General features: G+C 63.6%; 13 protein-coding genes. 8 read left to right on the top strand and 5 right to left on the bottom strand.

The features are described from left to right. The first annotated feature begins 16 nt into the window (after window positions 1–16). The 5 genes from AB3N21_RS20435 to AB3N21_RS20415 are packed head-to-tail and all read left to right on the top strand — an operon-like array spanning window position 17 to window position 3,993. Window positions 17–1,180 (top strand): M20 aminoacylase family protein, encoded by a 1,164-nt coding sequence (locus AB3N21_RS20435; RefSeq protein WP_367936932.1) that lies wholly within the window; start codon window positions 17–19, stop codon window positions 1,178–1,180. A 52-nt stretch (window positions 1,181–1,232) separates the two neighbouring features. Beyond that, entirely contained in the window at window positions 1,233–2,195 is a 963-nt protein-coding gene (speB, locus tag AB3N21_RS20430) for an agmatinase (protein WP_367936931.1), read from the top strand. Then, window positions 2,192–3,139 (top strand): agmatinase, encoded by a 948-nt coding sequence (gene speB, locus AB3N21_RS20425; RefSeq protein ID WP_367936930.1) that lies wholly within the window; start codon window positions 2,192–2,194, stop codon window positions 3,137–3,139. The genes speB (AB3N21_RS20430) and speB (AB3N21_RS20425) overlap by 4 nt, the downstream gene beginning before the upstream one ends. 50 nt (window positions 3,140–3,189) lie before the next feature. Next, window positions 3,190–3,597, top strand: coding sequence for a DUF1499 domain-containing protein (locus AB3N21_RS20420; protein WP_367936929.1), 408 nt, complete (start codon window positions 3,190–3,192; stop codon window positions 3,595–3,597). A 3-nt stretch (window positions 3,598–3,600) separates the two neighbouring features. Further along, window positions 3,601–3,993 carry a DUF6404 family protein gene (locus tag AB3N21_RS20415; protein WP_367936928.1) on the top strand — a complete coding sequence of 131 codons (393 nt, stop codon included), beginning with the start codon at window positions 3,601–3,603 and terminating at the stop codon, window positions 3,991–3,993. 4 nt (window positions 3,994–3,997) lie between these two features. Here the strand turns inward: AB3N21_RS20415 and AB3N21_RS20410 are convergent, their stop codons facing one another. Continuing rightward, on the bottom strand, window positions 3,998–4,288 hold the full coding sequence (locus tag AB3N21_RS20410) for a hypothetical protein (RefSeq protein ID WP_367936927.1): 291 nt from the start codon (window positions 4,286–4,288) through the stop codon (window positions 3,998–4,000). Between the two features lie 62 nt (window positions 4,289–4,350). Here AB3N21_RS20410 and prfA point away from each other — a divergent pair, with 62 nt between their 5' ends. From prfA to AB3N21_RS20395, 3 genes are all read left to right on the top strand, one after another. After that, a complete protein-coding gene (prfA, locus tag AB3N21_RS20405) occupies window positions 4,351–5,406 on the top strand; it encodes a peptide chain release factor 1 (RefSeq protein WP_171174821.1) in 1,056 nt (351 codons plus the stop codon). Beyond that, window positions 5,403–6,248 carry a peptide chain release factor N(5)-glutamine methyltransferase gene (gene prmC / locus AB3N21_RS20400; protein ID WP_367936926.1) on the top strand — a complete coding sequence of 282 codons (846 nt, stop codon included), beginning with the start codon at window positions 5,403–5,405 and terminating at the stop codon, window positions 6,246–6,248. The genes prfA and prmC overlap by 4 nt, the downstream gene beginning before the upstream one ends. Before the next feature lie 240 nt (window positions 6,249–6,488). Beyond that, window positions 6,489–7,097, top strand: a complete 609-nt coding sequence (locus AB3N21_RS20395; protein ID WP_367936925.1) for a DUF4167 domain-containing protein — start codon at window positions 6,489–6,491, stop codon at window positions 7,095–7,097. Window positions 7,098–7,279: 182 nt separating this feature from the next. Here AB3N21_RS20395 and AB3N21_RS20390 read toward each other — a convergent pair whose 3' ends face one another. The 4 genes from AB3N21_RS20390 to AB3N21_RS20375 are packed head-to-tail and all read right to left on the bottom strand — an operon-like array spanning window position 7,280 to window position 11,504. After that, window positions 7,280–7,861: a TIGR02281 family clan AA aspartic protease gene (locus AB3N21_RS20390; RefSeq protein ID WP_367936957.1), complete on the bottom strand. Its 582-nt coding sequence runs from the start codon at window positions 7,859–7,861 to the stop codon at window positions 7,280–7,282. 40 nt (window positions 7,862–7,901) lie between these two features. Then, complete coding sequence (locus tag AB3N21_RS20385; protein ID WP_367936924.1) at window positions 7,902–8,522, bottom strand: MarC family protein; 621 nt, start codon at window positions 8,520–8,522, stop codon at window positions 7,902–7,904. Next, window positions 8,519–10,378, bottom strand: coding sequence for an ABC-F family ATP-binding cassette domain-containing protein (locus AB3N21_RS20380; protein WP_367936923.1), 1,860 nt, complete (start codon window positions 10,376–10,378; stop codon window positions 8,519–8,521). Before AB3N21_RS20380 ends, AB3N21_RS20385 begins: the two co-directional genes overlap by 4 nt. 40 nt (window positions 10,379–10,418) lie before the next feature. Continuing rightward, complete coding sequence (locus tag AB3N21_RS20375; RefSeq protein ID WP_367936922.1) at window positions 10,419–11,504, bottom strand: glycoside hydrolase domain-containing protein; 1,086 nt, start codon at window positions 11,502–11,504, stop codon at window positions 10,419–10,421. Window positions 11,505–11,539 lie beyond the last annotated feature (35 nt).

Below are 11,539 nucleotides of genomic sequence, written 5' to 3'. Positions count from 1 at the left end.
AAGGAGTCTAGCCTCAATGCCCATCGTGAACCGTATTGCCGAGTTTGCCGCCGACATGGCCGCGTGGCGCAAGCATCTGCATACCATCCCGGAACTGGCCTTTGATTGCGTTGAAACGGCGGGTTTCGTTGCGGCGCGGCTGCGCGCGTTTGGGGTGGATGAGATCCACGAGGGGATTGCGCAGACCGGGATCGTCGCGATCATCGAAGGTCGGGGCGCGGGGCCGACCATCGGGTTGCGTGCCGATATGGATGCGCTGCCGATTGCTGAGGAGACGGGGGTGGACTATGCCTCGCAAAACCCCGGCAAGATGCACGCCTGCGGGCATGACGGGCACACCACGATGCTGTTGGGTGCGGCGCGCTATCTGGCTGAGACGCGGAATTTTGCGGGCCGTGTGGCGCTGATCTTTCAGCCCGCCGAAGAGACCGGCGGCGGGGCGGGTGTCATGGTGGATGAAGGCGTCATGGACCGGTTCGGCATCGCCGAGGTTTATGCGCTGCACAATGCGCCCGGCGTCGAGGCGGGGGCGTTCTATACCACGCCCGGACCGATCATGGCGGCGGTGGACACGTTCGATATCCACATCCAGGGCACCGGCGGGCATGGGGCCATGCCGCATGAGACCCGCGACCCGGTGATGGCGGCCTGTGGCATCGCGCAGGCGATCCAAACCATCGTCAGCCGCAACCATTATGCGCTGGACGATCTGGTGGTCTCGGTCACCCAGATCCATACCGGCACCGTGGACAATGTGATCCCCGATACCGCCTATCTCAACGGCACGGTGCGCACGTTTGACCGCCAGGTGCAGAAGATGGTGAGGGAGCGGATGGCGCAGATCGTGACGGGGCAGGCGGCGTCATATGGGGTGGAGGCGGAACTGGAATATACCGTGGGGTATCCAGCCACCATCAACGACCCCGAGAAGGCCGGGTTTGCCGCCGAGGTGGCGCGCGAGGTTGCAGGCGAGGGGCGTGTCAGCGGCAATTCCGGGCGCGAGATGGGGGCCGAGGATTTCTCGTACATGCTGCAGGCCCGGCCCGGCGCCTATCTGTTCCTCGGGCAGGGCGAGGGGGCTGGCCTGCACCATCCGAAATACAACTTCAACGACGATATCGCGCCGGTGGGCGCGTCCTTCTTCGCGCGGATCGTGGAGAGGGCGCAGCCCGTGGCTTGACGTTTTCGCGCGTCGCCGTTCTGCCGGGAACCAAGGCAAGGACCAAATCAGTATGGCTCTGGAAGATGCAAAGACCCAGGTGGACGAGGCGTTCACCAATTCCGAACTCAAGGGGTTGTCCTATGAAAACACCTTTGGCGGGGCGACATCCTTTCTGCGGCGGCTCTATACCAAGGACCTGAAAGGCGTCGATATCGCCGTGACCGGGGTGCCTTTCGATCAGGCGGTGACGAACCGGCCGGGCACGCGGCTGGGACCGCGCGCGATCCGCGAGGCCAGCGCGCTGCAGTCGCCCGACGCGCCTTATGGCTGGCCGTTTGACGCGCTGAGCGAGCTGGCCATCGTCGATTATGGCGACATGGCCTATGACTATGCCAACATCCCGGCCTTTCCCGACACGCTGACCGAGCATATCCGCACCATTCTGGCCGCCGATGTCGCCTCGGTCACGCTGGGCGGGGATCACTATATCAGCTTTCCGATCCTCAAGGCCTATGCCGAGAAATTCGGGCCGATGTCGCTGCTGCAGTTCGATGCCCATACCGACACCTGGGCCGACGATGACATGAGCCGCGTGGATCACGGCACCATGTTCTACAAGGCGGTGAAATCGGGTCTGGTGGACCCGAAACGCTCGGTTCAGGTGGGGATACGGACCACTAACGAGGATACGCTGGGCGTCAACATTATCGACGCGCGTGAGGTCTACGAATCCGGCCCCGCCGCCGTGGCGCAGAAGATCAGGGGGATTGTGGGCGACAATCCGGTCTATCTGAGCTTTGACATCGACGGGCTGGACCCGGCCTTTGCCCCCGGCACCGGCACGCCGGTCTGGGGCGGAATCACCTCGATCCAGGCGTCGATCATCCTGCGGGACATTGCCGGGATCAATATCAAGGGCGGGGACGTGGTCGAGGTATCGCCGCCCTATGACACCTCGGGCGCCACCGCCATCGCGGGCGCCCATATCGCCACGCAGATCATCTGTTTGCTGGGATGGAACAAGATCACATGAGCAGCTTCAATCAACCGATCAGCGGCAACGATCTGGCGCGGTTTTCCGGCCCGAATACCTTCATGCGTCTGCCGCAGGCCAGTGCGCTGGACGGGCTGGACGTGGCGGTGCTGGGTATTCCGATGGATATCGGCACCTCGTGGCGCTCGGGCACAAGGTTCGGACCCAAACAGATCCGTGCCGAGAGCGCGATGATCCGGCCCTACAACATGGCCACGGGGGCGGCGCCTTTTGACAGCCTGCAGATTGCCGATATCGGCGATCTGGCGATCAACACGTTTTCGCTGGCCGAAAGCCTGAAGATCATCAAATCCAGCTATGACGGCATTCTCGCCAGTGGCGTGATCCCGGTGGCGATGGGGGGCGATCACTCGATCACCCTGCCGATCCTGCGCGCGGTGGCGGCCAAGCATGGGCCGGTGGCACTGGTGCATGTGGATGCCCATGCGGATGTGAATGACGAGATGTTCGGTGAGCGCGAGACCCATGGCACCGTGTTTCGCCGCGCATATGAAGAGGGGCTGATCCAGCCCGACAAGACCTATCAGATCGGCATTCGCGGCTCGGGCTATGCGGCGACGGATTTCACCGAGGCGCAGGGCTGGGGGTTTCAGCATTTCCCGGCCGAGGATCTGTGGTATCGCAGCCTGGCCCCGATGGCGACCGAGATCCGCCGCGATATCGGGGATCGTCCGGTTTATGTGACCTATGACATCGACAGCCTCGATCCCGCCTATGCGCCCGGTACCGGCACGCCCGAGATTGGCGGGCTGACGACACCTCAGGCGCTGGAACTGGTCCGTGCGCTCAAGGGGCTCAACATCGTGGGATGCGATCTGGTCGAGGTGTCGCCGCCTTACGATCCGTCGGGCAACACGGCGCTGACCGGCGCCAATCTGCTGTATGAACTGCTGTGTGTCCTTCCCGGTGTGACGTCGCGATAGGGGTGGCCTGTGGCGGCGGGTTCCACAATTAGTCTGTTCCGAGGGGTTTCATGGGACGCGTTATGACCATTCTCTGGCTGCTGCTGATAGGGGTGATCCTTGGGGCAGGTTACATACGGCTGGCGCCATCGGATCCGGCGGAGTGGCACGTGGCGCCGCAGGGTGAGACCGACAGGGATTTCAAGGGCGGTATTCTGCGGGTGGTGCAGACCGGGCCGGACGGGCTGGCGCGGTTCGATGCAATCGCCCGTGTAGCGCCGCGCACCAAGGTTTTGGCCGGGTCGGTGGAGGAGGGGATGATCACCTATATCTCGCGCACCAAGGTGATCGGATTTCCCGACTACACCACGGCGCAACAGGACGGTGATAATCTGCGAATTCATGGGCGTCTAAGGTTCGGGCGCAAGGATTTTGGAGTGAACAAGGCGCGCGTCGACGGGTGGTTGGGGCAGATGTAAAGGGTGCGTAACAGAGTGACGGATACACCCTCTGAAACTGGCATCAGCTCCTACGAGCGAAAGTTCAAACGCGCGCAGGTTGAGATGGAAGGTGTCGGGCTAACCAAGCACATCAGTATCGACTCGGACCTTCGACGGCTGGCAGTGATTGGCTTTGAACCCAGGCCATTTCTCTATTGGGAGTCGGCTTTGTCGAATGTGTATCTGTTTCTCTTCTTGGTCGTTTCAATAGGAACCGTTAATGCGGCGCTTAGGTTTTTGTTAGACGGTAGAATTTGTATCCCCGACATTGTCGGACCTGCATTCTTGGCCGCAGTTCCCCTTGTTGCGCTGTCCATTTTGCTCCGATGGTATCAGCGAAAGAAATACAAGCTGAGCAGGTGGGACGATCTTTGACGGATCACAGGGTGTTGTTGAAAGCAGATGGCACTTGGAGATCAGGCCATGATTGGTCCAGCCCCGATGACAAGCACCCTTCCTGCACCTCGCGCCACATCGGCACGTTCAGTGACATCTGGCACTGGGCCATGAACATGCGGCCATCCACCTGCAGGCAGATCATTTCTCCCAGTTCAACGCGGGCGCCAGAGCGGTCGGTGCAATAGCAGTCCTGCACCTTGCCGCCGGGGCCGACCACATCCGCCAGAACCGGGTTTGCCAGCAGGCACAGGATGACGACAAATCGTTTCATGTCACCAGCCTAGCACAGTCTGGCCCCTTGACCAAAGCCCCGGGATGTCGGACACCGCCCAGATGATCCCAGAAGAACGCCTTGAACAGATCACCCAGCGGTTTCAGTATCTCGAAGCCGCCATGGCCGATGGTGCGTCGGGCGGGGATATCGCCGCACTGGCCAAGGAGTATTCCGACCTCAAGCCGGTGGTCGAGCAGATCGCGCTCTGGCGGCAATTGGTGGCCGATCTGGCCGAGGCCGAGGCGATGCTGTCCGATCCGGATATGAAGGAACTGGCCGAAGAGGAAATCCCGGACCTGCAGGCCCGTATCCCCGAGGCCGAGCATGCACTGCAACTGGCGCTTTTGCCCAAGGACAAGGCCGATGCGCGGCCTGCGATGCTGGAAATCCGGCCCGGGACCGGCGGGGACGAGGCGGCGTTGTTTGCGGGCGACCTGCTGCGCATGTATCAGCGCTACGCCGAGGCGCGGGGTTGGCAGTTCGAGATCATCGAGGAACAGCAGACCGAACTGGGCGGCATCAAGGAAGTGGTGGCCCATATCAGGGGCGCCAACGTTTTTGCCCGGTTGAAATACGAATCCGGTGTGCATCGGGTGCAGCGCGTGCCCGAGACCGAAAGCGGCGGGCGTATCCATACCTCGGCGGCGACCGTGGCGGTGCTGCCCGAGGCCGAGGATGTGGACATCCAGATCGACGCAAATGACATCCGTATCGACACCATGCGCAGTTCGGGCGCGGGCGGGCAGCACGTGAACACCACCGACTCGGCGGTGCGGATCACCCATATTCCCAGCGGCATCGTGGTGACAAGCTCCGAGAAATCACAGCACCGCAACCGCGAGATCGCGATGCAGGTGCTCAAGACCCGGCTCTATGATCTGGAGCGCCAGCGCATCGACAGCGAGCGCTCGGCGGATCGGGCCAGCCAGGTGGGTTCGGGCGACCGGTCGGAACGCATCCGCACTTATAATTTCCCTCAAGGCCGGATGACCGATCACCGCATCAACCTGACGCTCTACAAGCTGGATCAGGTGATGCAGGGCGATCTGGACGAGGTCATCGACGCGCTGACCGCCGACGGCCAGGCGCGGCTGTTGGCCGAGATGGCGCAATGAGCGGCGCATCGACAGCGGCACAGGCCATGGTGGCCGCGACCGCGCGCCTGCGGGCGGCGGGTGTTGCCGATCCGGCGCGCGATGCGCGGCTGCTGCTGGCCCATGCGGCGCGGATCGAGGCCAGCCGGGTTACTCTGATCGCGCCGGACGAGCTGTCTCCGGAGATTGCCGAGCGATATGAACAGCTTATCTCGCTGCGGTCGATCCGGGTTCCGGTTTCGCATCTGCTGGGCGAGCGCGATTTCTACGGCCGCCGCTTCAAGGTCAGCCGCGACGTGCTGGACCCGCGCCCCGAAACGGAGACGCTGATCGAGGCGGCGCTGTCGGAACCGTTCGACCGGGTGCTGGATCTGGGCGTGGGCTCGGGCTGTATCCTTGTCACGCTGCTGGCCGAGCGTCCCAGCGCCACCGGTCTGGGCGTTGATCTGAGCGAGGGGGCCTGCCTGCAGGCAGGGGCCAATGCGGTGCTGCACCGGGTCGATGCGCGGGTCGAGATCGCGAAGTCCGACTGGTTCAGCGACATTGACGGCGCGTTCGATCTGATTGTTTCGAACCCGCCCTATATCGCGCTCGACGAGATGGAGGATCTGGCGGCCGAGGTGCGCGAGCATGAGCCGCGCATGGCGCTGACCGATGAGGGGGACGGGCTGGGCGCATATCGCCGCATCGCCGCCGGGGCGCCCGACCATCTGATGCCGGGCGGGCGCCTGGTGGTTGAGATTGGCCCGACACAGGCCCGCATGGTAGCCGCGCTGTTCGACGCAACCGGGCTGGCGGATATCCGCGTGATTCCGGATCTGGACGGGCGCGACCGGGTCGTCAGCGCCCGTGCACCGGGCTGAAACCGGGGCAAGTGAGGCTGAAATATGCCAGTTGATGTAAAAAAGCTGCGAATTTTCCTACGACCCCCTTGCCTGCGCGCGCCGGACATGCTTACTCAAAGAGGTCGATGAGGTTGACGCTCTCTCAGCGCGCCCTCGACGCCAAGCCCAAAATAAGTCGACGACCCGTAAGCTCGGCCGCAGTAATTGGCATCGAATTGGGTCCATCGGCGACGAAGTACAAGGCTGACGTTAAACAAGATGAGATCTTCCAAATCCCGCTCGCGGGCGAAGAATAACCGCAACCGTCCTTCTGGTGGCAATGTCGTTAATCGGGTGTTCGACAGTTCGGGCCCCGAAGGCAAGGTGCGTGGCACGCCGCAGCAGATCATTGACAAATACAATCAGCTGGCCCGCGATGCGCAGCTGTCCAATGACCGTGTTGCAACCGAGAATTTCCAGCAGCATGCCGAGCATTATCTGCGGCTGCTGAGCGAGGCTCAGCGCGAGATCGAGGCGCGTCGCGAAGAGCAGGAACGCCAGAACCGCGAGCGTCAGGCCGAGCGCGACCGCGAGCGCGCCGAGCGGCAGGAACGCGAGGCCGCTGCCCGCGCCGCCGATCCGGCCGAGGCGCCGCAACCGGATGTGCTGGATTTTACGGCTGATGCCGGTGAACAGGGCAGTGGTCTGGTGGACACGCCCGAAAGCCATACGAGCAAAGCTGAGGCGGCTGAGGCCAAGCCCGCTGCGGAAAAACCCGCCCGCCGTCCGCGCACCCGCAAGCCGAAAGCGGCCCCTGCGGAACCAGCCAAGCCCGCTGCAGAGTCCAAGCCGCCCAGCGATGGTGACGCGCCCGAGGCTGCTGAATAAGCGCCTATACTCGTTTATGACGAAACCCCGGCGCCGCGGCCGGGGTTTTCGTTTGTGGTTTGGGTGTCTATTTTGGGGGCGGTGCAGGTCCCAGTTCAATCCTGGCGCGGGCGCCCACCCAGGGTCGGGCGCGGCCCTTCGCGCCTGTTTCTGCCGGAGTAAAACCGGGGTCCCGTCAACCCTCAGCGCGTCAGCACCAGTTGACCGCCCGAGATCGCGATGCTGGAGAAGCGCTGCAGGTAATCCATGCCCAGCAGTGACTCGTCCATCTGACCCTCGTTGACCCAGGCCGTCATGTTGCGCTCGGTGAATGCGCCCAGCTCGATTCGTTCGAGCTTGACCGGGGCGGTGCGTACCTCGCCATTGGCGGTCAGGGCGCGTCCGAAATAGTTCAGATCCGCGATGTCGATGCCCAGCCGCTCGGCGTCCTGCTGGCTGAGCACCACTTGGCTGGCGCCGGTATCGACCAGGAAATCGACCGGTTCTCCGTTCACCAGAAGTTGCAGGTAATAATGCCCGTCCGCCCCGCGCGGCACCTGGATCGAATCCTCGGTCACCACCATGCGCGGCCCGGGCTGGACCGTGTTTTGGATATCTTCCCACAGCCCGACCACCGCAATCACGCCCATGAAGATGAAGACCCAGATCAGCGCCTGCTGCATCGTCTTGCCGAGCGACGTGCGGTTCTGGGTGATGAACCACATCAGCACCGCGCTCCCCAGAAGGACGAGGTAGGTCAGGCGGGCAATGTTGTCGGCGTCCATGGCATCACTCATGTAAGGTCACTTGTTGGATATATGGGCCTCAGGCAGCGAAACCAAAGGCCTTGAGCCCATCCAGGATGAACTGGACCGACAGGGCGGCAAGCAGCATTCCCAGAAGCCGGGTCAGCACGTTCAGACCGGTTTTTCCCAGGATCCGCGCGACCGCGCCCGAGGCGAGATAGACCAGGAAAACCATGGCGATCACGGTCAGCATGACACCGATCACCACGGCCAGACCCTCGATCCCCTGCTTCTGCCCGGCCAGAAGGATCATCGTGGCAATGGCGCCGGGGCCCGCGATCAGCGGAATGCCGAGCGGAAAGACCGAAGGGTCCGGATGTTCTTCTTCCTCGGCACTGTTTTCGCGCCGCTTGGTGCGGCGTTCGAAGAGCATGTCGAGCGCGGTCAGAAACAGCAGCACGCCGCCAGCGACCCGGAATGCGGGCATCGAGATGCCGACAAAGCCCAGAACCGCCTCGCCGAAGGCGGCGAAGAGGGCGAGAATTCCAGCCGCCGTCAGACAGGCCCGTATGGCGACACCGCGCCGGGTCTGCTTGTCCATTCCCTGCGTCAGGGCCACGAAGATCGGCGTCTGCGCTGGCGGGTCGATCACCACGACCAGCGTGGTGAAGGCGGTGATCAGAAAGGCGGTGTCGATCATTGGGCCTCGGCTGCCTCCAGCTTTTCCTGCGCGGCCAGCCACAGGGTTTCGGCCCGTTCCATCGCCTCGGCCACCTCGGCGTATTTGCGGTTCCAGACCTCGAGATCGCCGACCTTGCCATCGTCATAGAGCGTCGGATCGGCCAGCTTGGCCGAGAGTTTGTCATGCATCTCGGTGAGCTTCTCGACCCGCTCCTCGCATTTGCGCACATCCGCGCGCAACGCCAGCAGCACCTCGCGCGGGGCGCGTTTGGGTTTGGCGGATTGCGGTTTTGCACCGGTTTTGCCGGTCGGCTTGTCCCGGGTCAGGAGCAGGTCGCGATAGGCCTCAAGATCGCCCTCGAACGGTTTGACAGTGGCGTCCGAGACCAGCCACAGCCGGTCGGCCACGAGGCCAAGCAGGTGCATGTCGTGGCTGACCAGAATCACCGCACCGGAATAAGCGGTCAGCGCCTCGACCAGCGCCTCGCGGCTTTCGATGTCCAGATGGTTGGTGGGCTCGTCGAGGATCAGCATATGCGGTGCGTCGATGGTGGCGATCAGCAGGCTGAGCCGCGCCTTCTGCCCGCCTGAGAGCCGTCCTACTTTCGTCTCCGCCTGTTCCGCGCCAAGGCCGAACCCGGCCAACCGTGCGCGGTGCTTCGCGGGCAGTTCCTCGGGACGCAGGCGGCGCAGGTGGTCGAGCGGGGTTTCGTCCACGTAAAGCTCATCCACCTGATGCTGGGCGAAATAGCCGATGCGCAGTTTGGTGCTGCGGGTCATCTTGCCCGCCATCAGCGGCAGCCGGTCCGAGAGCAGTTTGGACAGCGTCGATTTGCCCTGACCGTTCTTGCCCAAAAGCGCGATGCGGTCGTCCTGATCGATGCGCAGGTTCAGCCGTTTGAGCACCTGTGTCTCGCCATAGCCGGTGACACCGCCCTCCAGATGGATGATGGGTGGCGACATCTCCTCGGGCTTAGGGAAGGTGAAGGCACGCAGGGCGGCCTCTTGCGGCGAGGTGATCGGCTGCATCCGGGCCAGCGCCTTGAGGCGGGACTGAGCCTGTTTGGCCTTATCGGCCTTATAGCGGAACCGATCCACGTAGGATTGCAGATGCGCCCGGCGCGCCTCCTGCTTCTTGGCCATGGCCTCGGCCAGCGCCAGTTTCTCGGCGCGCTGGCGGGCGAACTGGTCATAGGGGCCCGGATAGAGCGTCAGCTTGCGATCCTCGAGATGCAGGATCGCGCCCACGGCGCGGTTCAACAGGCCCCGGTCGTGGCTGATGATGATCACCGTGTGCGGGTATCGCGCCAGATAACTCTCCAGCCACAGCGCGCCTTCGAGGTCGAGATAGTTGGTGGGTTCGTCCAGCAGCAACAGGTCGGGCTGCGAGAACAGCACTGCCGCCAGTGCGACGCGCATGCGCCAGCCGCCGGAGAAATCCGCGCAGGGTTTGAGTTGCTCCGCGTCGTCGAAACCCAGACCTTTGAGGATCGAGGCCGCGCGTGCCTCGGCCGACCAGGCGTCGATATCCGAAAGCCGGGTCTGGATATCGGCGATGCGAGAGGGGTCCTGCGCCGTCTCGGCCTCGGCCATCAGCGCGGCGCGTTCGGTATCGGCGGCCAGCACGGTATTGATCAGCGAGACGTCCGAGGCCGGAGCCTCTTGCGCGACACCGCCGATGCGCGCATGGCGGGGCAGGGCGATGTCACCCGATTCCAGTGCCAGTTCGCTCCGGATCAGGCGGAACAGCGTGGTCTTGCCGGTGCCGTTGCGCCCCACCAGGCCCACCTTGTGACCGGTGGGGATCGTGGCGCTGGCGCCGTCGAACAGCGGGCGGCCCTCGACCGCATATGTGATGTTGTTGATCCGAAGCATGACAGGGGCGTAGCAGAGGTGATGCGCCTGCGCCAGAGGGTCAGATATCCATCAGCTTGCACGAGGATCGCCGCCATTTGGGCATCTGCCGCAGCGGTGTCAGCCCGTCGAGGCGGGTGTAGCCCTCGGGCAGCCCGTCCTCGTCGATATCCACCTCGGCCCATTCGCCGTAGATGCCGGTGACATGGACGGTGCGGGCGACGCAGATATGGGCCACCTCGGGGTCGCCGGGGCTGCGGTGAACCGTGGCCTTGTCCCCGTTGACCCAGTAGCGCGCATCAGCAATCGCGGTCAGGCGCTGCCGGTCGTAAGTTCGGATGCTGCCGTCCCGGTTGAAGGCGCCAATTGTGGCGGTCTGGTCCGGGTTCACGATATTGGTGTCGATATGGATAGGCTGGCCGTGCCCGTCGGTCACGCTGTTGAGGTTGATATTGGTCTTGTTCTGAAACAGGTGCCAGTCGCCCGAGTTCAGATAGGCATGGGTTCCGGCCCAGGCCGGGGCCTCGGGCACCCAGAACCGGCTGGCCAGCCCAGCGTTCTGGATCAGGCGGCAGCGCGCCCCGGCGGCGTAGATGCCGATATCGAACCGCCCGCCCAGCACCCGGTTCACCGCGCGGAAATAGTCCAGCACGCCCTGATCGGTGTTGAGCTGCGCATCCGAGTCGACGCCGAAATAGATGGTGCTGTCCTCGGGCTGGCCGATGACCCTTGCCCGGTCCAGGCAGAATTGCGCGTCGCGCGATCCGCGGTCGCCGGTGAACCGGTTCTTCTTGCGCCCCTCGAACTGGTAGACGATGGCCAGCGACAGCCCGTGATCGTGCAGCATGTCGCGTTCGCGGCGGGTCACGTTCTTGCAGTTGAGATTGGCATTGTTCTGATCCGAGTAGTAGCGGATCACGGTATCAACGCCCGAGCGTGCCAGCGTTTCGTAGAAATCGTGGTTGGCGCGGGTGCAGCCGTCGGCGGCATCCAGGTCGGGCCGCGTCCGGTCCCGGTCGAAATAGGCGGCATTGCCCATGTCGATGATATGCGCATTCGTCCGGCTCAGCATGGCAAATGCCGGGCGGGGCAGGGCGGCCAGTGCTGTGCCTTGTGCCAGCAGCGAGCGTCGGGTCAGCCGGACCATGGTTAACCACCGTGTTCAATGTGTCTGCCCAGCAT

Origin of the sequence: Ruegeria sp. (assembly GCF_040830605.1) — a bacterium.
GTDB lineage: Bacteria > Pseudomonadota > Alphaproteobacteria > Rhodobacterales > Rhodobacteraceae > Ruegeria.
The sequence above is the reverse complement of the archived record's forward strand: the minus strand, read 5'-3'. Positions and strand labels throughout refer to the sequence as shown.

What these genes read in the sequence shown, in the direction of transcription:
- AB3N21_RS20375 (WP_367936922.1), bottom strand. Translation starts at nt 11,504, where the DNA reads ATGGTCCGGCTGACCCGACGCTCGCTGCTGGCACAAGGCACAGCACTG.
- AB3N21_RS20420 (WP_367936929.1), top strand. Translation starts at nt 3,190, where the DNA reads ATGGGACGCGTTATGACCATTCTCTGGCTGCTGCTGATAGGGGTGATC.
- AB3N21_RS20385 (WP_367936924.1), bottom strand. Translation starts at nt 8,522, where the DNA reads ATGATCGACACCGCCTTTCTGATCACCGCCTTCACCACGCTGGTCGTG.
- AB3N21_RS20435 (WP_367936932.1), top strand. Translation starts at nt 17, where the DNA reads ATGCCCATCGTGAACCGTATTGCCGAGTTTGCCGCCGACATGGCCGCG.
- AB3N21_RS20380 (WP_367936923.1), bottom strand. Translation starts at nt 10,378, where the DNA reads ATGCTTCGGATCAACAACATCACATATGCGGTCGAGGGCCGCCCGCTG.
- prmC (WP_367936926.1), top strand. Translation starts at nt 5,403, where the DNA reads ATGAGCGGCGCATCGACAGCGGCACAGGCCATGGTGGCCGCGACCGCG.
- speB (WP_367936931.1), top strand. Translation starts at nt 1,233, where the DNA reads ATGGCTCTGGAAGATGCAAAGACCCAGGTGGACGAGGCGTTCACCAAT.
- AB3N21_RS20410 (WP_367936927.1), bottom strand. Translation starts at nt 4,288, where the DNA reads ATGAAACGATTTGTCGTCATCCTGTGCCTGCTGGCAAACCCGGTTCTG.
- speB (WP_367936930.1), top strand. Translation starts at nt 2,192, where the DNA reads ATGAGCAGCTTCAATCAACCGATCAGCGGCAACGATCTGGCGCGGTTT.
- AB3N21_RS20395 (WP_367936925.1), top strand. Translation starts at nt 6,489, where the DNA reads ATGAGATCTTCCAAATCCCGCTCGCGGGCGAAGAATAACCGCAACCGT.
- AB3N21_RS20390 (WP_367936957.1), bottom strand. Translation starts at nt 7,861, where the DNA reads ATGGACGCCGACAACATTGCCCGCCTGACCTACCTCGTCCTTCTGGGG.
- prfA (WP_171174821.1), top strand. Translation starts at nt 4,351, where the DNA reads ATGATCCCAGAAGAACGCCTTGAACAGATCACCCAGCGGTTTCAGTAT.